The sequence below is a fragment of the Streptomyces sp. NPDC029151 genome, from assembly GCF_055564315.1.
In genome coordinates, this window is sequence record NZ_JBVHWQ010000004.1 from 111,702 (window position 1) to 137,290 (window position 25,589).

Consider the following 25,589-nt stretch of genomic DNA (forward strand, 5'->3'; position numbering starts at 1 on the left):
CTTACCCACCTTTCCACCTACTCACCCCCCCCCCAACCCCCCCCCCCACCCCCCCCTCCCCCCCCCCCCCCCCCCCCCCCCCAAACCCCACCCCCCCCCCCCCCCCCCCCTTTCCCCCCCCCCCCGCGGTCGCAGGCGGTGCACCTCGGCCGAGGCTCACCACGGGACTCACTGCATCTTCAGCGCCGCCGCCAACGTCCGCAGCTCCTCGAAGGAGCCGGTGCCGGCGACCACCGTCGTGGAGCCGGGCGTGCCGTCGAGGACCAGGGCGTCGTACCGGCCGCCGGTCCAGCGGGTCCAGGTGCGGCCGTCGATCGTCTCGGTCCGCTTCGTCGCCGAGCCGCCCTGGCTGGCCTGGTCGATGAAGTCGGAGGGCTTCTGCGTGGACTGCTCGACCTGCACGTACTGGCCGTCCGGGGTCTGGAAGCCGAGGTGCCAGCGGTCGGAATTCTCGCCCTGGAAGCGTACGGAGGTCGCCTTCCAGGTACTCGGCAGGCCCTCCGGCGCAGCCACCGGGTAGCTCGCCGCGCGGCGGGCCGTGAGCAGCTCGACCCGGTAGTCGACCCGCTTGAGGTCGGGAGAGTGATCGTCGTGCGGGATGGCGAGGAAGTAGACGACCAACGCCGCGATGCCGATCAGGGCCAGGGAGATCACCATGTCCCGGGCCGTCTTCTGCTTGCCGTTCGAACCTGCCACGCCCCCTATCGTCGCAGGTGCCCCATGCGCTCATCCGTGGGGTCCCCTGCTCATTTTGTCTGCCCGACGATAGAGTCAGGGTCCAATACCCTCATCCGGCCGTCGTCGTATCAGAAAGGTGCGCTCCGATGACCGAAAATCATCACCTGCCGTCCGAGCTTGACGTTCCCTCCGAAGCTCCCGACCGCAACCTCGCCCTGGAACTCGTCCGGGTGACCGAAGCCGCCGCGATGGCCGCGGGCCGCTGGGTGGGGCGCGGTGACAAGAACGGCGCCGACGGTGCCGCGGTGCGCGCCATGCGGACCCTCGTCTCCACCGTGTCGATGAACGGCGTGGTCGTCATCGGCGAGGGCGAGAAGGACGAGGCCCCGATGCTCTTCAACGGGGAGCACGTGGGCGACGGCACCGGTCCGGAGGTGGACATCGCCGTCGACCCGATCGACGGCACCACGCTGACCGCCAAGGGCATGCCGAACGCGATCGCCGTCCTCGCCGCCGCCGAGCGCGGCGCGATGTTCGACCCGTCCGCGGTGTTCTACATGGACAAGCTGGTCACCGGCCCCGAGGCGGCGGACTTCGTCGACATCAACGCGCCGGTGGCGGTGAACATCCGCCGGATCGCCAAGGCCAAGAGGTCCTCGCCGGAGGACGTCACCGTCGTCATCCTGGACCGCCCGCGGCACGAGGGCCTGATCCGGGAGGTCCGGGAGGCCGGCGCGCGCATCAAGCTGATCTCCGACGGCGACGTGGCCGGCTCGGTGTACGCGCTGCGCGAGGGCACCGGCGTCGACCTGCTGCTCGGCATCGGCGGCACGCCGGAGGGCATCATCTCGGCCTGCGCGGTGAAGTGCCTGGGCGGAACCATCCAGGGCAAGCTGTGGCCCAAGGACGACGCGGAGCGGCAGCGGGCCATCGACGCCGGGCACGATCTGGACCGGGTGCTCACGACGGACGACCTGGTCTCCGGGGAGAACGTGTTCTTCGTCGCGACCGGCATCACCGACGGCGAACTGCTGCGGGGCGTCCGGTACCGGTCCGAGACCGCGCTCACCGAGTCGATCGTGATGCGCTCCAAGTCGGGGACGGTCCGGAAGATCTTCTCCGAGCACCGGCTCAGCAAGCTGCGGGCCTACAGCGCGATCGACTTCGACCGGGCCAAGTAGCGTCCGTGGGGAGGGGGCCCCTGGAACACGGCCCCCGCGCCCCCACGTGGGGAAGCGCCCTCTGTGCGGAGAGGGCGCTTCTTCGTCACGTGGTTCAGCCCGCCATGCGGTCCGCCGCCGCCCGTGCCGCCTTCTTCAGTTCGAGGTCCCTGCGACGGCGCCTCGCCAGGACCACCCGGCGTTCGGCCGCGGTGAGGCCGCCCCAGACGCCGTAGGGCTCGGGCTGCAGCAGGGCGTGTTCGCGGCACTCGACCATGACCGGGCAGCGGGCGCAGACACGCTTCGCCGCCTCCTCACGGGAGAGCCGGGCGGCGGTCGGTTCCTTCGACGGGGCGAAGAACAGGCCGGCCTCGTCGCGCCGGCACACCGCCTCGGTGTGCCAGGGGGCGTCTTGGTCCCTGTCTCGCGCCGGCACCCGCTGGGCCGGAACGGCAGCGACCTGCAGGGACGAACGCGGCGGTTGCAGCACGGTCTACTCCTGACGACGGCTTCGCGAGCGAGAGACGATGCAGCAAGGCCTACCCGCTGTGCGCGGGCCTATGCACAGAGTTCCCGGCCTCCGGCGCGCGGCGCCCCCTTCACGCCCCCGGCCGCCGGCGCGGTCGGCGCCGTCAGTGCCCCAGGTGTCTGCGGAGCTTGCGGTCGACCTTGTCCTGGACCCGGTCCAGGATGTCCGCCACGCGCCTGCCCCGCTTGGGCCGCGCCTCCACGTTGCCGAGGACGGCCCAGCCGTCGACGTAGACCACCGGCGCGTCGCCGTCGACCGAGTCCAGCGGGCTCACCTCGAAGTTGCCGAGCACCCCGCCGCCGGTGCCGCGCAGCGAGATGTTCTCCGGGACGCGGATCTGGACGTCGCCGAAGACGGAGACCGCCTTGATGACCACCTGCCGGTATTCGAAGATCGCCTCGCTGAGGTCGATCTCGACACTGCCGAAGACCGCGTACGCGTGCAGCCGGCGCCCGGCCCGCCAGCGGCCCCGGCGCACGGCGCTGCTGAACACCGCCACCACGTTGGCGTCCGCCTCCGCCGGGACCGCGCCCGGCGTGGGGCGGGGCGGGACGGGCGTGTAGGCGGGGGCGGCCGGGCCCCGGTGGGCGGCGGGCAGGTCGCGGATGAGGACCTCCAGCTCCCCCACCGTCTTGGCGGCCAGCGCCCCGGCCACGCGCTCGGCGTGCTCCTCGGCGGTCAGCCGGCCCTCGGCGAGGGCCTCGCGGAGGATGTCGGCGATCCGGTCACGGTCGGCGTCGGAGGCCCGCAGTTCGGCCGGCGGCGTGGGTGCGCTCTGCTTGTGAAGGTCCACCTCGGCAGCGTACCCACACACGATAGATCGCGACACCCCCGACTGAGCCTTACCTCACAGGTTCGCCGTCGGCGGCAGGTTCTAGGCTGGACGGGCCCGCCAGCGTCGGCGGGCCGCCGTCCGTCAGAGTGAGGAATGGGCTGAGATGCCGAGTAGTCCCCCCCCAACCCGCCCAGCGTTCGTTTACACCGATCTGCTCCCCCAGGGCGAGGACACCACCCCGTACCGGCTGGTGACCTCCGAGGGCGTCTCCACGGTCGAGGGGCCTGGCGGACGGACGTTCCTCAAGGTCGAGCCGGAAGCGCTGCGCAAGCTGGCCGAGGAGGCCATCCACGACATCCAGCACTACCTGCGCCCGGCCCACCTCGCGCAGCTGCGCCGCATCATCGACGACCCCGAGGCGTCGGGCAACGACAAGTTCGTCGCGCTGGACCTGCTGAAGAACGCCAACATCGCGGCCGCGGGCGTGCTGCCGATGTGCCAGGACACCGGCACGGCGATCGTCATGGGCAAGCGCGGCCAGAACGTGCTCACGGCCGGCGAGGACGAGAAGCACCTCTCCCACGGCATCCACGATGCCTACACCAGGCTGAACCTGCGCTACTCGCAGATGGCTCCGCTCACCATGTGGGAGGAGAGGAACACCGGCTCCAACCTGCCCGCGCAGATCGAGCTGTACGCCACCGACGGCGGCGCCTACAAGTTCCTGTTCATGGCGAAGGGCGGCGGCTCGGCCAACAAGTCCTTCCTGTACCAGGAGACCAAGGCCGTCCTGAACGAGGCCTCCATGATGAAGTTCCTGGAGGAGAAGATCCGTTCGCTCGGTACGGCCGCCTGCCCGCCGTACCACCTGGCGATCGTCGTCGGCGGCACGAGCGCCGAGTACGCCCTCAAGACCGCGAAGTACGCCTCCGCGCACTACCTGGACAACGCCCCGACCGAGGGCTCGCCGCTCGGGCACGGCTTCCGGGACAAGGAGCTGGAGGAGAAGGTCTTCGAGCTGACCCAGAAGATCGGCATCGGCGCGCAGTTCGGCGGCAAGTACTTCTGCCACGACGTCCGCGTGGTCCGGCTGCCGCGGCACGGCGCGTCCTGCCCGGTCGCCATCGCCGTGTCCTGCTCGGCCGACCGCCAGGCCGTCGCGAAGATCACCGCCGAGGGCGTCTTCCTGGAGCAGCTGGAGACCGACCCGGCGCGGTTCCTGCCGGAGACGACGGACGAGCACCTCGACGAGGCCGGCGACGTCGTCAGGATCGACCTCAACCAGCCGATGGACACGATCCTCGCCGAGCTGACCAAGTACCCGGTCAAGACGCGGCTGTCGCTGACCGGTCCGCTGGTCGTGGCCCGCGACATCGCGCACGCCAAGATCAAGGAACGGCTGGACGCGGGCGAGGAGATGCCGCAGTACCTGAAGGACCACCCGGTGTACTACGCCGGTCCGGCGAAGACCCCTGAGGGGTACGCCTCCGGTTCCTTCGGCCCGACCACGGCCGGCCGCATGGACTCCTACGTGGAGCAGTTCCAGGCGGCGGGCGGCTCCAAGGTGATGCTCGCCAAGGGCAACCGCAGCAAGCAGGTCACCGACGCGTGCCACGCCCACGGCGGCTTCTACCTCGGCTCCATCGGCGGTCCGGCCGCCCGGCTCGCCCAGGACTGCATCAAGAAGGTGGAGGTCCTGGAGTACGAGGAGCTGGGCATGGAGGCGGTCTGGAAGATCGAGGTCGAGGACTTCCCCGCGTTCGTCGTGGTGGACGACAAGGGCAACGACTTCTTCCAGGACCCGGCCCCGCAGCCGACGTTCACCACCATCCCGGTGCGCGGTCCCGGGCTGGCCTGACCGGCCGGGCGGGGTCCGTCGCGCGGACCCCGCCCCGGAGGGCGGTCAGCAGCGGTCGGCAGCGATCGGTAACGGTCAGTGAGGGACGCAGCCGAACCAGTCCACGGTGTCGCCGTCGGAGAGGTAGCCCATGCACCTGATGGTCCTGTCATGCGTGGTCTCGGTCCGGTCGACGCCTCCGTCCAGGTAGTCCGTCCGGTAGTGGGGCTCCACGAGGGTGTCGACCTCGACGGTGTACCAGCGCCGCCCGTCGTCCGGCAGGTCGCAGCCGTGGGCGGTCATGTTGCGGCTGGGGTCGCCGCCGGTCCACACGGCCCGTACGGAGCGTTCGCAGGACGCGTGATGCGCGCGGCCGGCGGCGTCGGCCGCGCCGGCGCCGGTGCCGAGCAGGGCCGCGGCGCCCGTGGCCGCGGCCGCGCCGACGCCGAGCAGGCGCTTGAGAGTGGGGTTCATCGGTTGTCCTCCTGCCAGCTGTGGTGACGGCCGGGAGTCGCCACGTCACCTTGAGCCGATCGTCACCCCGGTCCCGGGCGCCCGGCGCGGCGGCCGGGGACGCACTCCCCCGACCCGGTGACGCGGTCATGCCGATGCAGCAGCCGGGCGGCCGGCCCGCACCCGTGGGGGCCCCGCCTCCGCCCGTACGGCCCCGGCCCGCACCCGTACGGCCCCGCCCCCACCCGTACGGTCCGGCGTGCGGAACATCCCCGGCGCGCGGATCGCTGTACCCGGCATGAGCGAATACCGCATCGAACACGACTCGATGGGCGAGGTCCGGGTCCCGGCCCACGCCAAGTGGCGGGCGCAGACGCAGCGCGCGGTGGAGAACTTCCCGATCTCCGGGCAGCGCATCGAGCGGGCCCACATCGAGGCACTGGCCCGGATCAAGGCGGCGGCGGCGAAGGTCAACGCCGGGCTGGGCGTGCTGGACAAGGACGTCGCGGAGGCGATCCAGGAGGCCGCCGGCGAGGTCGCCGCGGGCAAGTGGGACGACCACTTCCCGGTGGACGTGTTCCAGACGGGTTCCGGCACCTCGTCCAACATGAACACCAACGAGGTCATCGCCACCCTCGCCACCGAGCGGCTGGGCCGGGACGTGCACCCCAACGACCACGTCAACGCCTCGCAGTCCTCCAACGACGTCTTCCCGTCCTCGATCCACATCGCAGCCACCGGGGCCGTCACCCACGACCTGATCCCGGCCCTGGAGCACCTCGCCGCCGCCCTGGAGCGCAAGTCCGAGGAGTTCGCGGACGTGGTGAAGTCGGGGCGGACCCATCTGATGGACGCCACCCCGGTGACGCTGGGGCAGGAGTTCGGGGGGTACGCGGCCCAGGTGCGGTACGGGGTAGAGCGGCTGAAGGCCTCCCTTCCGCGGCTCGCCGAGCTGCCGCTGGGCGGCACCGCGGTGGGCACCGGCATCAACACACCGCCCGGGTTCTCCGCCGCCGTCATCGAGGAGGTCGCCCGGGCCACCGGGCTGCCGCTGACCGAGGCCCGCGACCACTTCGAGGCGCAGGGCGCCCGGGACGGCATCGTGGAGACCAGCGGGCAGCTGCGGACCATCGCGGTCGGCCTGACGAAGATCGCCAACGATCTGCGCTGGATGTCCTCCGGGCCGCGCACCGGCCTCGCCGAGATCCGGCTGCCCGACCTGCAGCCCGGCTCCTCGATCATGCCGGGCAAGGTCAACCCGGTGGTCCCGGAGGCCGTGCTGATGGTCGCCGCCCAGGTCATCGGCAACGACGCGACCATCACCACCGCCGGTGCGGCCGGCAACTTCGAACTGAACGTCATGCTCCCGGTCATCGCCAAGAACGTGCTGGAGTCGGTGCGGTTGCTCGCGGGCGCCTCGCGGCTGCTGGCCGACCGGACGATCGACGGCATCACCGCCGACCGGGAACGCGCCCGCGAGTACGCCGAGTCGTCCCCGTCCGTGGTGACCCCGCTGAACAAGTACATCGGGTACGAGGAGGCCGCGAAGGTGGCCAAGAAGTCCCTCGCCGAGCGGAAGACGATCCGTGAAGTCGTCCTGGAGAGCGGGTACGTGGAGCGCGGCGACCTGACGCTGGAGCAGCTCGACGAGGCGCTGGATGTCCTGCGGATGACACGCCCGTAACCGGCGGCGAACCTTTCCGGCCACCGCCGGACCACCGTGACGTGCACCGCAGCGTCGTATGCCCGCGGCACCTAATATCTGTGCATGACGGACGACGGAGCGATGACACGAGTGACGGCGGGGCCGGTGGCGTACTGGACCCCGGGCACGCAGATCCTGTGGCGCTACCGGGAGAACGGCGGCGAACACGTCCACATCGCCCGGCCCGTCACCGTCGTACGCGACGACGCGGAGCTGCTGGCGGTGTGGCTCGCCCCCGGCACCGAGTGCGTGAAGCCGGTGCTGGCCGACGGGACGCCCGTGCACCTGGAGCCGCTGGAGTCCCGTTACACCAAGCCGCGTACGGTCCAGCGGGACCGCTGGTTCGGCACCGGTGTGCTGAAGGTGGCCCAGCCCGGCCGGCCCTGGTCGGTGTGGCTGTTCTGGGAGCCGGGATGGCGGTTCAAGAACTGGTACGTCAACCTGGAGCAGCCGCTGGTCCGTTGGTCGGGCGGGGTGGACTCCGTGGACCACTTCCTGGACATCTCGGTGCATCCGGACCGCAGTTGGCACTGGCGGGACGAGGACGAGTTCGCGCAGGCCCAGCGGGACGGGCTGATGGACGCGGCGACCGCCGAGCGGGTGCGGGCGGCCGGCCGGGAGGCGGTGGAGGTGATCCGGGAGTGGGGTGCCCCGTTCGCGGACGGCTGGCCGCACTGGCGCCCGGACCCGTCCTGGGCGGTACCTTCTCTCCCCGAGGACTGGGACCGCACCCCCGCGCACATGTCCTCATGAGACCCTTGATGTGCCCCAGGGCAAGAAACGTAGGATCGTCCTCCGCAAGGGCACACCAAGGCAACTTCCGGGGCATGCGCCGGGCTTGACCGATCGTCATCGAGGGGCGGCAGGACGTGAACGAGGGGTACCAGGGCACGACCACGAAGGCCGACCCCGCGGGAATTCCGTTCCCGGGGCACGTATTGCGGGTATCGGCATGTCGGCGGGACCAACTGGGCGCCCGGCGTACCCGGCGCTCAGCCCCGGACGGATGGATGCGACACGCGTGACGGAGCAGCCCACCTCCTTCGAACGCCCGCAGTCGGGCGTGGACCCCGCGGAGGCCCGCGGGGCGCTCCTGCGTACCCAGAAACAGGCCGCGCAACAGCTCGGCACCTCCGGCTTACCCGCGCAGGCCCGGGCCGACGGACCGTCCTCCGGCGCCGGCACGGCCACGTCCTGCGGCAAGGGAACGGACGGCAACGGGAAGGAGCTACCCGTCAACGGCCCCGAGCACTCCCAGCCCTCCGCCGCCGAACCCGGCGCCCACCGCCCGCGCCCCGCGCCGGAGGCCATCCCGGCCCAGCCCGGCGCCGACCAGGAGCGGACGCCGGGCGGTCCGGAGCGCCGTACCGGGCGGGGTCTGCCGCCCGGGCGGCCGATGCCCATGCGACGTGACGGGGACCGGCTGAGGTTCGTGGGCGCGGCCACCCGGCGGATCGCCCGCGGGCTCGACCTGGACGAGATCGTGATGGGGCTGTGCCGGGCCACCGTGCCGACGTTCTCCGACGCGATCCTGGTGTACCTGCGCGAGCCGCTGCCGGTCGGCGACGAGCGGCCGAGCGGGCCGGTGGTGCTGCGGCTGCGCCGCACCGACCGGATCCCCCAGGAGCGGGACACCGACGGCGTCCTGCTGCCGCCGGCGTTCGAACCGGAACCGGAGCCGTCCGTGCTGTCGGACCTGTCGTCGCTCACCACCGAGCTGTGCGAGGTGCGGCCGGGCGGAGCGCTGAACGAGGTGCTGCGCGGGGTGCGGCCGGTGTTCGCCGACGCGCCCGCCGCCCGCGCCGCGCTGCCGGAGCTGCTCGGCGAGGGCGGTGAGGCGGTCGTACCCGGCGGGCAGCGGGCGATCCTGGCGCCGCTGCGCGGGCGGCGCCGGGTGATCGGTGCGGCCCTGTTCCTGCGCCGCCCGGACCGGCTCGCGTTCGACGGGGACGATCTGCTGGTCGCCGCGCAGCTGGCCACGCACAGCGCGCTCGGCATCGACAAGGCGGTGCTGTACGGCCGGGAGGCGTACATCGCCGACGAGCTGCAGCGCACCATGCTGCCCGAGACCCTGCCCCGCCCGACCGGCGTCCGGCTGGCCTCCCGCTACCTGCCGGCGGCGGAGACCGCGCGGGTCGGCGGCGACTGGTACGACGCGATCCCGCTGCCCGGCAGCCGGGTCGCGCTGGTCGTCGGCGACGTGATGGGCCACTCGATGACCTCGGCGGCCATCATGGGCCAGCTGCGGACGACGGCCCAGACGCTGGCCGGCCTCGACCTGCCGCCGCAGGAGGTGCTGCACCACCTGGACGAGCAGGCCCAGCGCCTGGGCACGGACCGCATGGCGACCTGCCTGTACGCGGTGTACGACCCGGTGACGCACCGCATCACGATCGCCAACGCCGGCCATCCGCCGCCCGTGCTGCTGCACCTGGGCGGCCGGGCCGAGGTGCTGCGGGTGCCGCCGGGCGCGCCGATCGGCGTCGGCGGGGTCGACTTCGAGGCGGTCGAGCTGGACGCGCCCGCCGGGGGCACCCTGCTGCTGTACACCGACGGTCTGGTGGAGTCGCGGCTGCGGGACGTGTGGACCGGTATAGAGCAGCTGCGGGAGAAGCTGGCCGCGACCGCGCAGCTGACCGGCCCGGACCATCCGCCGCCGCTGGAAGCGCTGTGCGACGAGGTGCTGGACATGCTCGGCCCGGGGGACCGGGACGACGACATCGCGCTGCTCGCCGCCCGGTTCGACGGGATCGCGCCGAGCGATGTCGCCTACTGGACGCTGGAGCCGGAGGACTCCGCCCCGGGCCAGGCCCGCCGGATGGCCCGGCAGGCGCTCGCCCGCTGGGACCTGGAGGAGCTGACGGACTCGGTGGAGTTGCTGGTCAGCGAGGTCGTGACGAACGCCGTGCGGTACGCGTCCCGGCCGGTGACGCTGCGGCTGCTGCGGACCGACGTGCTGCGCTGCGAGGTCGGCGACGACGTGCCGCAGCTGCCGCGGCTGCGGCAGGCGCGGGCCACGGACGAGGGCGGGCGCGGCCTGTACCTGGTCAACAAGCTGGCCCGGCGCTGGGGCGCGACCCGGCTGAGCACCGGCAAGGTGGTGTGGTTCGAGCTGAACCGGGGCTGACGTCCCCCGGTGACGCGAAGGGCGCCCGGAGCACTGGCTCCGGGCGCCCTTTCCGCTCTGCGCCTACGGGGTGAGGTCGCCCTCGGGGTCGAGCGGGTCCTCCGTGGTGGGCGCCGTCGGCGTTCCGGTGGTGGGCGTGCGGGACGGCGTCTGGGACGGGGTCTGCGAGGGCGTCTGCGACGGGGTCTGGGACGGCGTCTGGGACGGGGACTGCGACGTGGGCGGCGCACTGCTGCTCGGCGTCTGCGACGGCGTCTGGGTCGGGGTGTGCGTGAACGTCGGCGTCTCGGTCGGCTCGACGGCCGCGCCCTGCGTGGTGTTCAGGTCGAACGCGGCCTTGTGGGTGACGCCGAAGGTGTACGCGGCCCAGATCTTCGCCGGGTAGCCGCCGCCGTTGATCCGGCCGGGCGGCGGGAGCAGGCCGGTGGCGCCCTTCATGGACACGTGGGCCTTGGTCTTCGGGTCCTCGCCGAACAGGCCGACGGAGGTGACGAGGGTCGGCGTGTAGCCGGTGAACCAGGCCGACTTGTTCTCGTCGGAGGTACCGGTCTTGCCCGCCACCTGCTGGCCGCCGCGCAGCGGGTTCCTCGCCACGGACTCACTGGCCGTGCCGTCGTCCACCACGCCGGTGAGCACGGAGGTGACCGTGTCGGCGGCGGTACGGCTGATCACCGAGCCGCCGACCGGGTTCGGCACCTCCACCGAGCGGCCCTTGTTCTCGGCCGACTTCAGGATGGTCGGGGTGACCTTGTAGCCGTGGTTGGCGAAGGTGGCGTAGATCCCGGCCATCTCCAGGGGGCTGGCGCCCATGGAGCCGAGGGTCTGGGCGGGCACGGCCTGCATGCCCTTGGTGTCCATGCCGAGCTGGTTCGCCGTGCTCATGACCTTGCTCATCCCGACGTCCACGCCCATCTGCGCGAAGACGGAGTTGACGGACTTGTTCATGGCCTCCTGGACGGTGATGTCGTCGTAGTTGGCGTCGTCCTCGTTCGGCGGGGCGAAGCCGACCTTGGCGCCGTGGTCGACGACCGGGCGGCGGCTGGTGCCGTCGTAGAGGGTGCTCGCCGTGATGGGCTTGCCGTCCTGCGTGGTGGCGTTCTGCTCCAGCGCGGCGGCGAGGATCACCGGCTTGAAGGTGGAGGCGGGCTGGTAGTCCCGGCGGGTGGCGTTGTCGAAGTAGTGGCGGTAGTAGTCCTGGCCGCCGTACAGCGCGACGACCTTGCCCGTCCGGGGGTCGACGGAGACGGCGCCGGCCTGGATGTCGCCGTCGACCTTGCGCTTCTTCGCGTCGAGCTTGCTGGTGAGCTGGGCCTTGACGGTCTTCTCCAGCGCGGCCTGTTTCTTCCGGTCGATGTTCAGGGTGATGGTCCAGCCCTTGTCGACCACGGCGTTCTCCGCCTGGGACTGGGTCAGGCCCTCCTGCGCCATGAGCCGCTGCTCCAGCTGCTGGTTGGCGAGTTCGACCAGGTAGCCCTTCTGCCCGCCGAGGCCGGGGGCGCCCTTGGGCTCCTTGGGGTAGGGGAAGTGCAGGGCGTCGCGCTTGGACTTGGGGAGCCACCCTTCCTCGACCATGTTGTCCAGGACGTAGTTCCAGCGCTGCCTGACCAGGTGCTTGCCGGTCTTGCTCGCCACCGCCCAGTCGTACTGGCTCGGTGCCTGGAGCAGCGCGGCGAGGTAGGCGCCCTGCGCGACGCTGAGGTCCTCGGCGTCGACGTGGTAGTAGGCCTGGGCGGCGGCCTGGATGCCGTAGGCGTTGCGGCCGTAGTAGCTGGTGTTGATGTAGCCGGCGAGGATGTCGTCCTTGGACTTCTCGCGGTCCACCTTCAGCGAGATGACCAGTTCCTTCAGCTTGCGCGTGACGGTCTGGTCCTGGTTGAGGTAGAAGTTCTTGACGTACTGCTGGGTGATCGTGGAGCCGCCCTGCTTGCCGCGGCCGAGCGCCGTGTTGATCAGGCCGCGGGCGGTGCCGCGGAAGTCGACGCCGGAGTCGTGGTAGAAGCTCTTGTTCTCGGCGGCGACGAAGGTCAGCTGGACCTTGCGGGGGACCTTGGACAGGTCGACGATCTCGCGGTTGACCTTGCCGTTGCGGGCCAGAATCGTTCCGTCGCTGAACTTGTAGACGTTGCTCTGCTGCTGGGCGGCGGCGTTGCCCTGGGGGACGTCCACGTAGAGGTACAGGCCGATGAAGCCCAGGATGCCCAGCAGGCACACCCCGAAGAAGGTCCCGAGGATCTTCTTCCACGTGAACATCCGGCGTATGAGGCTCTTGGGCTTGCCGCCCGCCGCGGGTGCGGACGTGCCGCCGGCCGCGGGTTCGGGGCGGCGGCGCTTGGGCGCCGCGCGGCGGCCACCGCGCTGTCGCGCTCGTCTCTCTTCCGCTCGTCCCATCGGTCCCTACGCTCGCTTCCGTCTCGGGGTCAGCTCCGAAAGCTAACACCCCTCTATATGACAAAGGGCGCCCGATCCGTTCTTTTACGGACGTGACAATCAGCACCCACCCCACCGGAACCGACGGCAATCACCGGCGCAGGGTTGCTCGACCAGAAAAAGTGATATCACTTAGCTAGGATCGCGCTATGCTTCCACCAGGCGTCCGCCGGGCGCCACGAGAACGGGGGGAACACCCATGTCCGACATACCCGAGATGCCTGCTCCGCGCGTGCGCGAGTTCACCGCCCACAGCATCGGCGGCGGACTCGCCCTGCTGCTCGGCCTGATCGGGCTCGGCGCCTCGGTCGTGCTGTTCGGGACCTCCGGGGCGACCCACTCGCCCGGCGCCGAGGGCGGACTCGTCGCCGCCGGTGTCGTCGTCCTGCTCGCGTCCCTGGTCTCCCTGCGCGGCCTGAACACGGTCGCGCCCGGCGAGGCCCGGGTCGTCCAGCTCTTCGGCCGCTACCGGGGCACGATCCGGCAGGACGGCCTGCGCTGGGTGAACCCCTTCACCTCGCGGACCAGGATCTCCACCCGGGTGCGCAACCACGAGACCGCCGTCCTGAAGGTCAACGACGCCTACGGCAACCCGATCGAGCTGGCCGCGGTCGTCGTCTGGAAGGTCCGGGACACCGCGCAGGCCACCTTCGAGGTGGACGACTTCGCCGAGTTCGTCGCCACGCAGACCGAGACGGCCGTACGGCACATCGCGATCGAGTACCCCTACGACGCCCACGAGGAGGACGGCCTCTCGCTGCGCGGCAACGCCGAGGAGATCACCGAGAAGCTGGCCACGGAACTCCAGGTGCGGGTCGAGGCGGCCGGTGTGCAGATCGTCGAGTCGCGCTTCACGCACCTCGCGTACGCTCCCGAGATCGCCTCGGCGATGCTCCAGCGGCAGCAGGCGGGGGCGGTCGTCGCGGCCCGGCGGCAGATCGTGGACGGTGCCGTCGGGATGGTCGAGGCGGCGCTGGCCCGGATCGCGGAAGCGGACATCGTGGAGCTGGACGAGGAACGGAAGGCGGCGATGGTGTCGAACCTGATGGTGGTGCTGTGCGGGGACCGCGCCCCGCAGCCGGTCCTCAACACCGGGACCCTCTACCAGTGACCGACCCTTCGGAGACCCCGAAGCGCCGGCCGCAGCAGCGCAAACAGGTGCTGCTGCGGCTGGACCCGGCGGTGTACGAGGCACTGGCCCGCTGGGCCGGGGACGAGCTGCGCTCGGCCAACGCCCAGATCGAGTTCCTGCTGCGCAGGGCGCTGGCGGAGGCGGGCCGCCTGCCGGGGGACACGGGGCCGCTGCCGCGGCGGGGACGCCCGCCGGGCCCGCCCCCACCGCCTGTGCCAGAACCGTGACAATCGGCCCCCACCTGCGGGGCCCTACCGGCGGCCATGCTCTGCACACTCCGCGTATACATCGTGCGTATACACCGTGTGTAGAGTGCTGCCATGTCCATCGGTCACACCCTCCTAGGGCTCCTGGAGTCCGGCCCGCGCCACGGCTACGACCTCAAGCGGGCCTTCGACGAGAAGTTCGGTCACGACCGGCCGCTGCACTACGGCCAGGTCTACTCCACGATGTCCCGGCTGCTGAAGCACGGCCTCGTGGAAGTCGACGGGATCGAGGCGGGCGGCGGCCCCGAACGCAAGCGGTACGCGATCACCGACGCCGGCGTCACCGACGTCGAGCGCTGGCTCGCCACCCCGGAGAAGCCGGAGGAGTACCTCCAGTCGACCCTGTACACCAAGGTCGTCCTCGCGCTCCTCACCCATCGGGACGCGTCCGACATCCTCGACACGCAGCGCGCCGAACACCTGCGCAGCATGCGGATCCTGACCGACCGCAAGCGCAAGGGCGACCTCGCGGACCAGCTGATCTGCGACCACGCCCTGTTCCACCTGGAGGCGGACCTGCGCTGGCTGGAGCTGACCGCCGCACGCCTCGACAAGCTCCGTGAGGCGGTGGCCCGATGACCCCTCCCCCCGGCTCCCTGCTCGCCGCCGAGAACCTGCGCAAGTCCTACGGCCCCACGGTCGCGCTCGACGGCGCCGAGTTCTCCATCCACCCCGGCGAGGTCGTCGCCGTGATGGGCCCCTCCGGCTCCGGCAAGTCGACGCTGCTGCACTGCCTCGCCGGCATCGTGCCGCCCGACTCCGGCTCCATCACCTACGCCGGCCGGGAACTGGCCGGCATGAGCGACACCGAGCGCAGCGCGCTGCGCCGCAGCGAGTTCGGCTTCGTGTTCCAGTTCGGCCAGCTGGTCCCGGAGCTGACCTGCGTGGAGAACGTGGCGCTGCCGCTCCGGCTGAACGGCCGCCCCCGCAAGGAGGCCGAGCGCGCCGCGCTGGCCTGGATGGAGCGGCTGGAGGTGGACGACCTCAAGGGCAAGCGGCCCGGCGAGGTCTCCGGCGGCCAGGGCCAGCGGGTCGCCGTGGCGCGGGCGCTGGTCACCGAACCCCGGGTGGTGTTCGCCGACGAGCCGACCGGCGCGCTCGACTCCCTCAACGGCGAACGCGTGATGGAGCTGCTGACCGACGCGGCCCGCTCCACCAACGCCGCCGTCGTCCTCGTCACCCACGAGGCCCGGGTGGCCGCCTACTCCGACCGGGAGATCGTCGTACGCGACGGCAGGTCCCGCGACATGGAGCGGGCCATATGAAGATCAGACAGTGGTCCCGGGACCTCGCCCTCGGCATCCGGTTCGCCTTCACCGGCGGGCGCGAGGGCTGGGTCCGGATGGTGCTCACGGCGGTCGGCGTCGGCCTGGGCGTGACGCTGCTGCTGCTCACCACGGCGCTGCCGAACGTGCTGGCGGCGCGGGACCAGCGGGGCGCGGCACGGCAGGACCTCACCTACGGCGCGTCCACGCCGCCGCGGAGCGACCACACCGTGCTCGTCGGCATGGCCGACAGCGAGTGGCACGGCAAGGACATCCGGGGCCGGCTGCTCCAGCCCGAGGGCGCGCGGGCGCCGCTGCCGCCCGGCATCGACCACTTCCCGAAGAAGGGCGAGATGGTGGTCTCGCCCGCGCTGAAGGAGCTGCTCGCCTCGGACGGGGCGAAGCTGCTGCGGGAGCGGATCCCGGACCGGATCACCGGCACGATCGGCGAGGCCGGACTGGTCGGCTCGCGGGAGCTGACCTACTACGCGGGCGCCGACACCCTGGTGGCGACCAAGAGCAGCTCGCGTGTGGTGCGGCTGGCCGCGTTCGGCGACCCGCATCCGACGACCGAGCGGGCCGACCCGGTGCTCATCCTGATGACACTGGTGGTGTTCGTCGCCCTGCTGACCCCGGTCGCCGTGTTCATCGCCGCGGCCGTGCGGTTCGGCGGCGAGCGGCGCGACCGCCGGCTGGCCGCGCTGCGCCTGGTGGGCTCCGACAGCAGGATGACCCGCCGGATCGCCGCCGGCGAGGCGCTGGCCGGGGCACTGCTCGGACTGGTCGTCGGTACGGTCTTCTTCCTGATCGGACGCCAGGTGGCGGGCTCGGTGGAGGTGCTCGGCGAGAGCGTCTTCCCGAGCTATCTGGACCCCTCCCCCGCACTGGCCGCGCTGGTCGCGGTGGCGGTTCCGGCCGCCGCGGTACTGGTGACGCTGCTCGCGATGCGCGGGGTGGTGGTGGAGCCGCTCGGCGTGGTCCGGACGGCCAAGCCGGCCCGGCGGCGCCTGTGGTGGCGCCTGCTGCTGCCGCTGGCGGGCCTCGGGATGCTGTACCCGATGATCGGCAACGGCCGCAGCCACGGCGACTTCAACCAGTACCTGGTCATCGGTGGCGTGCTGCTGCTCCTGGTCGGCGTCACCGCGCTGCTGCCCTGGCTGGTCGAGGCGGTCGTCGCCCGGCTCGGCGCGGGCGGGCTCTCCTGGCAGCTGGCCGTGCGCCGGCTCCAGTTGAGCAGCGGCACGGCGGCCCGCATGGTCAACGGCATCGCGGTGGCGGTGGCCGGGGCGATCGCGCTGCAGATGCTGTTCGCGGGCGTGTCGGGCCAGTACACCAAGGACACCGGTCGTGACCCGCAGCGGGCCTCGATGGAGATCGACCTGTCGGACCGGTCCCGGGTGGCGGTGGCGGCCCGCGAGTTCGCCCGCACCCAGGGCGTCCGGGCGTCGGTCGCGATCTCCAGCGGAGGACTCGGCGACAAGCGGCTCGACCCGGCGACCACCGCGGGGATCACCGTGGGTGACTGCACCGCGCTGCGCGAGCTGGCCCACCTGCCGTCCTGCCGGGACGGGGACGTGTTCGCCCTGCCCGGCAAGGACGACGACGCCGCCATGCGGGCCTTCAGGCGGCCGGGCCGGCACGGCTTCCTGGACCCCACGTACTCGGGGGGCGACCCCGGCAGGCAGATCCCCTGGACGATCCCGGCCGGCCTGCGGCACGCCACCGCCCGCAAGGACGCGCTCCAGCAGACCTCCGGCCTGCTGCTCACCCCGTCCGCACTGCCCGCCAAGGCCTGGCCGACGCTGTACCACCAGGTCTACGTCCGCCTCGACCTGTCGGTGCCGGACGCGGACGAACACGTGCGCACCACGGCCGCCCGGGTGGACCACCTCGCCAACGCCTGGCACTGGACCTCGACCCAGCAGGCCACGAAGTTCACCTCCCTGCGCACCGGCCTGTTCGTCGGCGCGGTCTGTGTCCTGGCGCTGATCGGGGCGAGCCTGCTGGTCTCCCAGCTGGAGCAGTTGCGCGAACGGCGCAAGCTGCTGTCCTCGCTGGTCGCCTTCGGCACCCGGCGCCGCACCCTGGGGCTGTCGGTGCTGTGGCAGACGGCGGTGCCGATCGCGCTCGGCCTGCTGCTGGCCATGGCGGTGGGCCTGACCCTGGGCACGGTCCTGCTGAAGATGACGGACACCGCGGTGACCGTCGACTGGCCGAGCGTGCTGGCCCTGACCGGCGCCGGCGCGGCGGTCGTCCTCACGGTGACGCTGCTGAGCCTGCCGCCGCTGGTACGGCTGATGCGCCCGGAGGGGCTGCGGACGGAATAGGCAGGGCTGTACACGGGACGGGAAAGAGGAAGCACATGGGATCTGCGGCACGGGAGCCGGCGGCGGTCTGGGACGACGACGAGTACTGTCTGTTCGTCAACGCGGTCGAGGGTTCGCCCCTGTGGTCCGTGCCGGCCGACCGGGCGGACACCGAGGACGAGGCGGAGTGGCGGCGCCACGTCTCGCGCTTCGTCTCCCTCATCACCCAGTGGCACCGGTCCGGCCTGGTCCGGCTCACCCGGGCCGAGGGCTGGGCGTACCTCCCGGACGCGACCGAGGTCCCCGCGGCCGACGTCCCGTCCGTCCTGGCCGACCCGGCCACCTGGGACCCCTGCGAGGACGAGGAACGGGTGGTCTGCGTCGCCCTGGCCGTGCCCCGGTCCGGCGTCACCGGCCCGCCGCCGCGGAACCAGCCCGGCTGACCGGCCGGCCACCGGGCCCGGCGCCCGGACGGGGCGTCGGGGACGGGCACCGGCCGCCCCCGCCGGACGACGTGCGCGGGCCGCCGCCGAGGGAGCCGCCCGAGGCGGACGGCCTCAGCGGTCCAGGACCCGCACCGGCAACGCGCGCAGCGCGTCCCGCAAGGCCCCCGCCAGCTCCTCGTACTCCGCGGCCCGGGCCGCTCCGGAGCGCATCGCGAAGGCGACGCGGCGGCTGGGGGCGGGGTCGGCGAAGTAGCCGGTGAGCAGCTGGCTGCTGCGGGCGGTCTCCAGCTTGAGCGCGGTGCGCGGCAGCAGCGTGCAGCCGAGGCCGCCGGCCACCAGCTGGACCAGGGTGGACAGGCCGGCGGCGGTCGTGGTGACCGGCGCGTCCTCGCGCCCGGCCTCCCGGCAGATGTCCAGGGCCTGGTCGCGCAGGCAGTGCCCCTCGTCCAGGAGCAGCAGGTTCAGCTCCTTCAGCGCCTCGCGCGGGATGCCCTCCCGGCCGCCGAGCCAGTGGTCGAGCGGGGTGACGAGCACGAAGTCCTCGTCGAAGAGGGGGAGTTCCACCACGCCGGGCACGCCGAGCGGCACGGCCAGCAGCAACAGGTCGAGCCGGCCGGAGTTCAGCCCGTCGATCAGGCTGGCGGTCTGCTCCTCGTGCACCTGGAGGTCGAGGTGCGGGTAGCGTTCGTGGACGAGCCGCAGGACGGCCGGCAACAGGTACGGCGCGACGGTGGGGATCACACCGAGACGCAGGACGCCCGTGAAGGGCGCCCGCACCGCCTCGGCCTCCTCCAGCAGCGCGCCGACCGCGTCCAGCACCGCCTTGGCGCGTACGGCCAGCCGCTCCCCCGCGGTCGAGAGCAGCACCTTGCGGGTCGTACGCTCGAGGAGGGTCACGCCGAGGGTCTCCTCCAGCGCCGAGACCGCGCCGGACAGGGCGGGCTGGCTCATCCCGATGGCCGCCGCCGCGTCGCGGAAGTGCAGGTGCTCGGCCACGGCGGCGAAGGCACGCAGCTGCGACAGGCTCGGCTGCCTCCGCTTGCCGTTACTCATGGTCACTGATAGCTCCCTCCGATCAACACGACCGAGTGTAGCTATTTCCCTAATCAATGCACCCTGTGCCAACATCGTCAGAGTCCAACCCATGGGAAAGATCCCCAAAAGGGGTCTTTCTTCGCTGCAAGGAGAGCGTGTGCTCACTGTCGGTGACAAGTTCCCCGAGTTCGACCTGACCGCCTGCGTCTCGCTGGAGAAGGGCAAGGAGTTCGAGCAGCTCAACCACAAGTCCTACGAGGGCAAGTGGCTCGTGGTCTTCGCCTGGCCCAAGGACTTCACGTTCGTGTGCCCGACCGAGATCGCCGCGTTCGGGAAGCTGAACGACGAGTTCGCCGACCGCGACGCCCAGATCCTCGGCTTCTCCGGTGACTCCGAGTTCGTGCACCACGCCTGGCGCAAGGACCACCCGGACCTGACCGACCTGCCGTTCCCGATGATGGCGGACCCGAAGCACGAGCTGATGCGCGACCTCGGCATCGAGGGCGAGGACGGCTACGCCCAGCGCGCCGTCTTCATCGTCGACCCGAACCACGAGATCCAGTTCACGATGGTCACCGCCGGTTCCGTGGGCCGCAACCCCAAGGAGGTCCTGCGGGTCCTCGACGCCCTGCAGACCGACGAGCTGTGCCCGTGCAACTGGAGCAAGGGCGAGGACACCCTCGACCCGGTCGCGCTGCTGGCTGGTGAGTGACCCGTGTCGCTCGACTCCCTGAAGTCCCGTATCCCGGACTACGCCAAGGACCTGAAGCTCAACCTGGGCTCGGTCATCGGCAACTCGGAGCTGCCGGCGCAGCAGCTGTGGGGCACGGTGCTGGCGACCGCGATCGCCTCCCGTTCCCCGATCGTGCTGCGTGAGCTGGAGCCGGAGGCGAAGGCGAACCTCTCGCCGGAGGCGTACCAGGCCGCCAAGTCGGCCGCCGCCATCATGGCGATGAACAACGTCTTCTACCGCACCCGGCACCTGCTGTCCGACCACGAGTACGGCACCCTGCGCGCGGGTCTGCGGATGAACGTCATCGGCAACCCGGGCGTGGAGAAGGTCGACTTCGAGCTGTGGTCGTTCGCGGTCTCCGCGATCAACGGCTGTGGCATGTGCCTGGACTCGCACGAGCAGGTGCTGCGCAAGGCCGGCGTGGAGCGCGAGACCGTCCAGGAGGCCTTCAAGATCGCCTCCGTGGTGCAGGCCGTCGGCGTCACCCTGGACGCCGAGGCCGTGCTGGCTGAGTAAGCCGTACGACGAGGACCCCGCTCACCCCTGGTGGGCGGGGTCCTCCGCGTTCTCCCCCGGGTCCTCCGCCACGGCCTCCCCGGTCTCCCCCGCGTCCTCGGCGTTCTCGGCGTTCTCGGCGTCCGGGGCGTCCTCGGCGGACGCCTGCCCGTGGACCTCCTGCGAGTACTGCCGCAGATAGCCCACCACCGTGTTCGTCACCGCCACCAGCGGTACGGCCACCACCGCGCCGCCGATGCCGGCCACCATGCCGCCGGCGGCCACGGTCAGCACGACCGCGAGCGGGTGGACGCGTACCGCGCGGCCGAGGATGAACGGCTGCAGGACGTGCCCTTCGATCTGCTGGACCGCGAGGACCACGACGAGGGTCATGACCGCGGCGAACACACCCTGCGTCACCAGGGCGACGATCACCGCCAGCGCCCCGGAGGCGACGGCGCCGACCAGCGGGATGAACGAGAACAGGAAAATGAAGACGGCCAGCGGGACGGCCATCGGCACGTCCAGGAAGTAGATGCCGATGCCGATGAAGATGGCGTCGATGAGGGCGACCAGGACCGTGCCGCGGACGTAGGCGGTCAGCGTGCGCCACGCGCGGGGGCCGGCCCCGGCCACGCCCGGGCGGGCCGCAGACGGCACCAGCTTCAGGAACCACTCCCAGATCCGCTTGCCGTCGTAGAGCAGGAACAGCGTCGAGAAGAACACCAGCAGGATGCCGGTGAGCGCCTCGATGATGACCTGAACGCCCTCCAGGCCCGCGGAGGTGATCTGATCGGTGTTGGCGCCGATCGCCTCGCGGAGGTTCTTGGCGATCTGGTTGATCTGCTTGTCGGTGACGTGAAAGGGACTCTTCAGCAGCCAGTCGCGCAGGTCGTCGATGCCGGACTGGATCTGGCTGGAGAGCGTGTCGATGTTCTCCATGACCTGCCAGGTCACGAACCAGCCCATCAGTCCGATGACGACGAAGCCGGAGATGGCGGTGAGCGCGGTGGCCGGTCCGCGCGGTACCCCGCGCCGGGTGAGCCGGGCTACCGTCGGCTGGAGCAGCGCGGTGACCAGCAGGGCGATGACGAAGGCGAACACCACCAGCTGGACGGCGCTGATGACCCGCATCAGCACCCAGACCGTGCCGGCCAGCACCAGCACCCGCCAGCCGGCCTCGGCGGCGACCCGGACACCCCAGGGCACGGCCTGGGCCGGGTCGGGGCGGGGGCCGCGCGGCACCGGGGTCCGGTGGGTGGGCGGGGGTCCGTCGGCGGGCGGGCCGGCGGGTCCGGTGCCGGCGGAGGCGGCGGGCTTCGCGGAGTCGCCCTGCTCCTTGTCCACCTCGGCACGGCGCTCGTCCAGACGCTCGCTCATCTCGGTGAGACCGGCTCCCAGCCGGCCGAGCCACCCTGGCACTCGCGACATGTCCGTCCTCTTCCCCCCGCGTCCCCGGGTACTCGCCATCACTCCCCCCGGGGAGCCGTCCGGATACGACCGTACAGGGCGAAAGCCCCTCTCCCGAGGACGGGGAGGGGCTGCGCGAGGTGGAGAAGGGCCGACCGGATCCGGCGCGGCTCCTAGTACCAGTGGTTGGCCTGCCAGAAAGACCAGGCCTCGCACGGGCTGCCGTAGCGGCTGTTCATGTAGTTGAGGCCCCACTTGATCTGCGTGGCCGGGTTGGTCTGCCAGTCGGCGCCGGCGGAGGCCATCTTGGAGCCGGGCAGGGCCTGGAAGAGACCGTAGGCGCCGGAGGAGGCGTTCACCGCGCGGTAGTTCCAGCTGGACTCGTGGTCCACGATGTTGCTGAAGCACTGGTACTGGCCGCCGGCCACCATCTGGCGCGCCATCGCCTGGATCTGCGCCACCGTGTAGCTGCTCTGGGTCGGGAAGCTGGAAGAGTCGCGGACGTCGGTCCCGCGGCTGGCCGCGGCCTTCGTCTCGGCGCGCTTCTTGGCGGCCTCCTTGGCCGCCTTCTCCGCCTTCTCGGCGGCTTCCTTCTTCGCGATCGCGGTCTCGGCCGCCGCCTTGCGGGCGGCCGCCTCGGCGTCCTTCTTGGCGCTCGCGTCGGCGGCGATGGCCTGCGCGTCGGCCTGCTGCGTCAGGGACGCGGCCTGGACCTGCGCCTGCTGACCCGCGGGTATGTCCGCGAGGAGCGTGGTGTCGGCTGCCGTCGCCTCGGCGTCGTTGGTCTGCGCGGTGCTGCCCGACGCAACGCCGACGACGCTTCCGACAGCGGTGACCGCGGTGGCCGAGGCCACTGCGAATCCCCGGACCGAAATCCGGCTCACACGGTTTCCTTCCAGCATCGCCCGCTTCGGTGACCCTGGCGGACGCAATCGTGCCCCTGACACTGGCCTCCCAACTGCGGGGTCACGGGAGGCGCGGGCCCGGTGGGCAACTCCCCCACGGGGAGCGCCGCGTGGTGCACGGGCGGCATACGACGAACTCTATGGAGTTGGTGGTGGTTCCGGTGGCGCCGTACCGCTTCCGAGGCTCAACGACTGGGTGATGCGCCCAGGGGGTACAGCTGTGTCGTATGCGGGGCCTGACAGGAGTGAGACTCTGCCGTAACCGGACGCCGCGTGGCAATTCTGTGTTGCGTGTGAAAGCTCACATCCCGTTTGGCCCCTGGGATTTCAGGAAAGCTCCACGCACGAAGGCGCCGCCCGGCTAGGCTCTTGGCCTTTGCCGGACGGCGCCAACTGCTGGGCAGCGCGGGTCAGATGTGGCCGTCCTCCAGCATTTCGGTCACAAGCGCGGCAATCTGGGACCTCTCGGACCGAGTCAGCGTGACATGGGCGAAGAGGGGATGTCCCTTCAGTTTCTCCACGACGGCGACGACTCCGTCATAACGGCCTACGCGCAGATTGTCCCGCTGCGCCACGTCGTGGGTGAGGACCACCCGCGAGTTGGCACCGATCCGGGACAGAACGGTCAGCAGGACGTTCTTCTCCAGGGACTGGGCCTCGTCCACGATCACGAACGCGTCGTGCAGCGAGCGCCCGCGGATGTGGGTGAGCGGGAGCACCTCCAGCATCCCGCGCGCGGTGACCTCCTCGATGACCTCGCGGCTGGTGACCGCCGAGAGGGTGTCGAAGACGGCCTGCGCCCACGGGCTCATCTTCTCCGCCTCGGTGCCCGGCAGATAGCCCAGCTCCTGCCCGCCGACGGCGTACAGCGGCCGGAAGACCATCACCTTCTGGTGCTGGCGGCGCTCCAGGACCGCCTCCAGGCCCGCGCACAGCGCCAGCGCCGACTTGCCGGTGCCGGCCCGGCCGCCCATCGAGACGATGCCGACGTCCGGGTCGAGCAGCAGGTCGAGCGCGATGCGCTGCTCGGCGCTGCGGCCCTTGATGCCGAACGCCTCCCGGTCGCCGCGCACCAGCCGGACGTTGCCCTCGGCGGTGACCCGGCCGAGGGCTTTGCCGCGCTCGGACTGGATGGTCAGACCGGTGTGCACGGGGAGGCCGGCCGCCTCCGGGACGTACACGTGTCCTTCCTCGAAGAGGATGTCCACCTGCTCGCCCGGCAGGGTGAGTTCGGTCATCCCGGTCCAGCCGGAGTTCTCCGTGATGGCGAGTTCGGCCCGGTACTCCTCGGCGAGGAGGCCCACCGAGGACGCCTTGATCCTCAGCGGCAGGTCCTTCGACACGACGGTGACGTCGAACCCCTCGGCCTGCAGGTTGCGGGCCACCGCGAGGATGCGGGAGTCGTTGTCCCCCAGGCGGTAGCCGGTGGGCAGCACGCTGGGGTCCGAGTGGTTGAGCTCGACACGGATCGTGCCGCCGAGGTCCCCGATCGGGATGGGGGCGTCGAGACGGCCGTGCCTCACCCGGTACTCGTCGAGCAGGCGCAGGGCCTGCCGGGCGAAGTAGCCGAGCTCGGGATGGTGCCGCTTGGCCTCCAGTTCCGTGACCACCACGATGGGGAGCACGACCTCGTGCTCGTCGAAGCGGGCCAGGGCGTTCGGGTCGGCCAGCAGGACGCTGGTGTCGAGAACATACGTGCGCCGGTCTGACTTGTGGCGCTTTGTGCTGGTCACCACGGAAGGACGTACCCCCTCGGATGAGGTCGGGGAGCGACGAAGTGATGCTGGACCGGTGTCTGGCCCTCGCGTGCGGCGGGCCGTGAACCGGCCCTCCGCGGCTGCTTCCGTGCCTTGACCGCACGGTCGGGCTGGTGCAAAGGGCCTCCCGGGCGGACGGCTCCCTGCCGCCCGCTGAGATCCGACACCCGTGGTTCGGGTGTCGACCTGCTTGGTCTATGCCCTCGAACATGCGCCGCCATGCAAATGTGGCCAACAGCGCGCCGGTGAACTCCTCGTTACGGCCCCGGGAATCCGGGTGAACGACGACGCCCCGTCACCGGGTGGCGACGGGGCGGGACGGGCCGGAGCGGGCGGTCAGCCGCCGTAGCGGCGGTGACGTGCGGCGTAGTCGCGCATGGCGCGCAGGAAGTCGACCTTCCGGAACGCCGGCCAGAAGACCTCGCAGAAGTAGTACTCCGAGTGAGCGGTCTGCCAGAGCATGAATCCGGACAGCCGCTGTTCACCGCTGGTGCGGATCACCAGGTCGGGGTCGGGCTGGGCGCCGGTGTAGAGGTGACGGCCGATCATGTCGATGTCGACGGACTCGGCGAGGTCCTCCATCGACACGCCCTTGTCGTGCGCGTCGAGCAGCATGGAGCGCACGGCGTCGGCGATCTCCTGCCGGCCGCCGTAGCCGATGGCCACGTTGACGGTTATCCCGTCGATGTGGGCGGTGGCCTCCTGGGCCTCCTTCAGTGTCCTCTGCATCTGCGCGGGCAGCAGGTCCATCGTGCCGACGTGGTGGACGCGCCAGCGGCCGTCGGCGGCGAGGGTGCGGACGACGTCCTCGATGATGCCGAGCAGGGGGACGAGTTCCTCCTGCGGCCGGTCGAAGTTGTCGGTGGACAGCAGCCACAGGGTGACGACCTCGACGTCGGTCTCGCTGCACCAGCCGAGGAACTCCTCGATCTTCTCGGCACCGGCCCGGTGCCCGTGGACCGTACTGGAGCCGGACGCCTTCGCCCAGCGGCGGTTGCCGTCCATGATGACGCCGATGTGCTTGGGCACCTGAGCGTGGTCCAGGTGGCCTTCCACCCGGCGTGCGTAGAGCCTGACGAGCAGGCCGCGCAGCTTGTCGCGCAGGTTCACGTGACCCTCCGGGGGTTGGGCGCGGGGGTGGGCGCGGG

23 protein-coding genes are annotated in these 25,589 nt (G+C 71.4%); 13 read left to right on the forward strand and 10 right to left on the reverse strand.

The window, feature by feature from the left end; translation table 11 throughout:
* Positions 1-168: 168 nt before the first annotated feature.
* Positions 169-696 carry a DUF4245 domain-containing protein gene (locus tag ACZ4VF_RS17025; protein WP_467926709.1) on the reverse strand — a complete coding sequence of 176 codons (528 nt, stop codon included), beginning with the start codon at positions 694-696 and terminating at the stop codon, positions 169-171.
* 128 nt (positions 697-824) lie between these two features.
* Between ACZ4VF_RS17025 and glpX the strand changes: the two genes are divergently transcribed.
* Complete coding sequence (glpX, locus tag ACZ4VF_RS17030) at positions 825-1,859, forward strand: class II fructose-bisphosphatase (RefSeq protein WP_189301935.1); 1,035 nt, start codon at positions 825-827, stop codon at positions 1,857-1,859.
* Between the two features lie 94 nt (positions 1,860-1,953).
* On the opposite strand, the gene ACZ4VF_RS17035 is transcribed toward glpX, so the two are convergent.
* On the reverse strand, positions 1,954-2,328 hold the full coding sequence (locus tag ACZ4VF_RS17035) for a WhiB family transcriptional regulator (protein WP_467926711.1): 375 nt from the start codon (positions 2,326-2,328) through the stop codon (positions 1,954-1,956).
* A gap of 142 nt (positions 2,329-2,470) precedes the next feature.
* A complete protein-coding gene (locus tag ACZ4VF_RS17040; protein ID WP_467926712.1) occupies positions 2,471-3,160 on the reverse strand; it encodes a DUF1707 SHOCT-like domain-containing protein in 690 nt (229 codons plus the stop codon).
* Positions 3,161-3,305: 145 nt separating this feature from the next.
* On the opposite strand from ACZ4VF_RS17040, the gene ACZ4VF_RS17045 reads away from it, so the two are divergent.
* The gene (locus ACZ4VF_RS17045; protein ID WP_467926713.1) at positions 3,306-5,000 is read left to right on the forward strand and encodes a fumarate hydratase; all 1,695 of its coding nucleotides are present in this window, start codon (positions 3,306-3,308) and stop codon (positions 4,998-5,000) included.
* 75 nt (positions 5,001-5,075) lie between these two features.
* Here ACZ4VF_RS17045 and ACZ4VF_RS17050 read toward each other — a convergent pair whose 3' ends face one another.
* A complete protein-coding gene (locus ACZ4VF_RS17050) occupies positions 5,076-5,453 on the reverse strand; it encodes a hypothetical protein (protein ID WP_467926714.1) in 378 nt (125 codons plus the stop codon).
* A 277-nt stretch (positions 5,454-5,730) separates the two neighbouring features.
* Here ACZ4VF_RS17050 and ACZ4VF_RS17055 point away from each other — a divergent pair, with 277 nt between their 5' ends.
* The 3 genes from ACZ4VF_RS17055 (at position 5,731) to ACZ4VF_RS17065 (ending at position 10,264) form a co-directional block, all read left to right on the forward strand.
* Positions 5,731-7,116: a class II fumarate hydratase gene (locus ACZ4VF_RS17055; protein ID WP_467926716.1), complete on the forward strand. Its 1,386-nt coding sequence runs from the start codon at positions 5,731-5,733 to the stop codon at positions 7,114-7,116.
* 84 nt (positions 7,117-7,200) lie between these two features.
* A complete protein-coding gene (gene fomD / locus ACZ4VF_RS17060) occupies positions 7,201-7,890 on the forward strand; it encodes a cytidylyl-2-hydroxypropylphosphonate hydrolase (RefSeq protein ID WP_467926717.1) in 690 nt (229 codons plus the stop codon).
* 268 nt (positions 7,891-8,158) lie between these two features.
* Entirely contained in the window at positions 8,159-10,264 is a 2,106-nt protein-coding gene (locus tag ACZ4VF_RS17065; protein WP_467926718.1) for an ATP-binding SpoIIE family protein phosphatase, read from the forward strand.
* 63 nt (positions 10,265-10,327) lie between these two features.
* On the opposite strand, the gene ACZ4VF_RS17070 is transcribed toward ACZ4VF_RS17065, so the two are convergent.
* Positions 10,328-12,652, reverse strand: a complete 2,325-nt coding sequence (locus ACZ4VF_RS17070) for a transglycosylase domain-containing protein (RefSeq protein WP_467926720.1) — start codon at positions 12,650-12,652, stop codon at positions 10,328-10,330.
* 238 nt (positions 12,653-12,890) lie between these two features.
* On the opposite strand from ACZ4VF_RS17070, the gene ACZ4VF_RS17075 reads away from it, so the two are divergent.
* The 6 genes from ACZ4VF_RS17075 (at position 12,891) to ACZ4VF_RS17100 (ending at position 18,103) form a co-directional block, all read left to right on the forward strand.
* The gene (locus ACZ4VF_RS17075; protein ID WP_467926721.1) at positions 12,891-13,802 is read left to right on the forward strand and encodes an SPFH domain-containing protein; all 912 of its coding nucleotides are present in this window, start codon (positions 12,891-12,893) and stop codon (positions 13,800-13,802) included.
* Positions 13,799-14,050, forward strand: a complete 252-nt coding sequence (locus ACZ4VF_RS17080) for a type II toxin-antitoxin system antitoxin (protein WP_467926722.1) — start codon at positions 13,799-13,801, stop codon at positions 14,048-14,050. Before ACZ4VF_RS17075 ends, ACZ4VF_RS17080 begins: the two co-directional genes overlap by 4 nt.
* Positions 14,051-14,143: 93 nt before the next feature.
* On the forward strand, positions 14,144-14,668 hold the full coding sequence (locus ACZ4VF_RS17085) for a PadR family transcriptional regulator (protein ID WP_189301913.1): 525 nt from the start codon (positions 14,144-14,146) through the stop codon (positions 14,666-14,668).
* Complete coding sequence (locus tag ACZ4VF_RS17090) at positions 14,665-15,354, forward strand: ABC transporter ATP-binding protein (RefSeq protein WP_467926724.1); 690 nt, start codon at positions 14,665-14,667, stop codon at positions 15,352-15,354. The genes ACZ4VF_RS17085 and ACZ4VF_RS17090 overlap by 4 nt, the downstream gene beginning before the upstream one ends.
* Positions 15,351-17,681, forward strand: coding sequence for an ABC transporter permease (locus ACZ4VF_RS17095; RefSeq protein WP_467926725.1), 2,331 nt, complete (start codon positions 15,351-15,353; stop codon positions 17,679-17,681). The genes ACZ4VF_RS17090 and ACZ4VF_RS17095 overlap by 4 nt, the downstream gene beginning before the upstream one ends.
* Before the next feature lie 35 nt (positions 17,682-17,716).
* On the forward strand, positions 17,717-18,103 hold the full coding sequence (locus tag ACZ4VF_RS17100; protein ID WP_467926727.1) for a hypothetical protein: 387 nt from the start codon (positions 17,717-17,719) through the stop codon (positions 18,101-18,103).
* Positions 18,104-18,217: 114 nt separating this feature from the next.
* Here ACZ4VF_RS17100 and ACZ4VF_RS17105 read toward each other — a convergent pair whose 3' ends face one another.
* Positions 18,218-19,159 carry a LysR substrate-binding domain-containing protein gene (locus ACZ4VF_RS17105; protein WP_467927355.1) on the reverse strand — a complete coding sequence of 314 codons (942 nt, stop codon included), beginning with the start codon at positions 19,157-19,159 and terminating at the stop codon, positions 18,218-18,220.
* A 139-nt stretch (positions 19,160-19,298) separates the two neighbouring features.
* On the opposite strand from ACZ4VF_RS17105, the gene ACZ4VF_RS17110 reads away from it, so the two are divergent.
* Positions 19,299-19,853 (forward strand): peroxiredoxin, encoded by a 555-nt coding sequence (locus ACZ4VF_RS17110; protein ID WP_467926728.1) that lies wholly within the window; start codon positions 19,299-19,301, stop codon positions 19,851-19,853.
* Positions 19,854-19,856: 3 nt separating this feature from the next.
* Positions 19,857-20,390, forward strand: a complete 534-nt coding sequence (locus ACZ4VF_RS17115; RefSeq protein WP_014674689.1) for an alkyl hydroperoxide reductase — start codon at positions 19,857-19,859, stop codon at positions 20,388-20,390.
* Between the two features lie 21 nt (positions 20,391-20,411).
* Here ACZ4VF_RS17115 and ACZ4VF_RS17120 read toward each other — a convergent pair whose 3' ends face one another.
* The 4 genes from ACZ4VF_RS17120 to ACZ4VF_RS17135 form a co-directional block, all read right to left on the reverse strand.
* Positions 20,412-21,800: an AI-2E family transporter gene (locus ACZ4VF_RS17120; protein ID WP_467926729.1), complete on the reverse strand. Its 1,389-nt coding sequence runs from the start codon at positions 21,798-21,800 to the stop codon at positions 20,412-20,414.
* Positions 21,801-21,952: 152 nt separating this feature from the next.
* Positions 21,953-22,663, reverse strand: coding sequence for an aggregation-promoting factor C-terminal-like domain-containing protein (locus ACZ4VF_RS17125; protein ID WP_467926731.1), 711 nt, complete (start codon positions 22,661-22,663; stop codon positions 21,953-21,955).
* A 431-nt stretch (positions 22,664-23,094) separates the two neighbouring features.
* Entirely contained in the window at positions 23,095-24,420 is a 1,326-nt protein-coding gene (locus tag ACZ4VF_RS17130; RefSeq protein WP_467926732.1) for a PhoH family protein, read from the reverse strand.
* A gap of 357 nt (positions 24,421-24,777) precedes the next feature.
* The gene (locus ACZ4VF_RS17135) at positions 24,778-25,551 is read right to left on the reverse strand and encodes an isoprenyl transferase (RefSeq protein ID WP_467926733.1); all 774 of its coding nucleotides are present in this window, start codon (positions 25,549-25,551) and stop codon (positions 24,778-24,780) included.
* Positions 25,552-25,589: the final 38 nt, after the last annotated feature.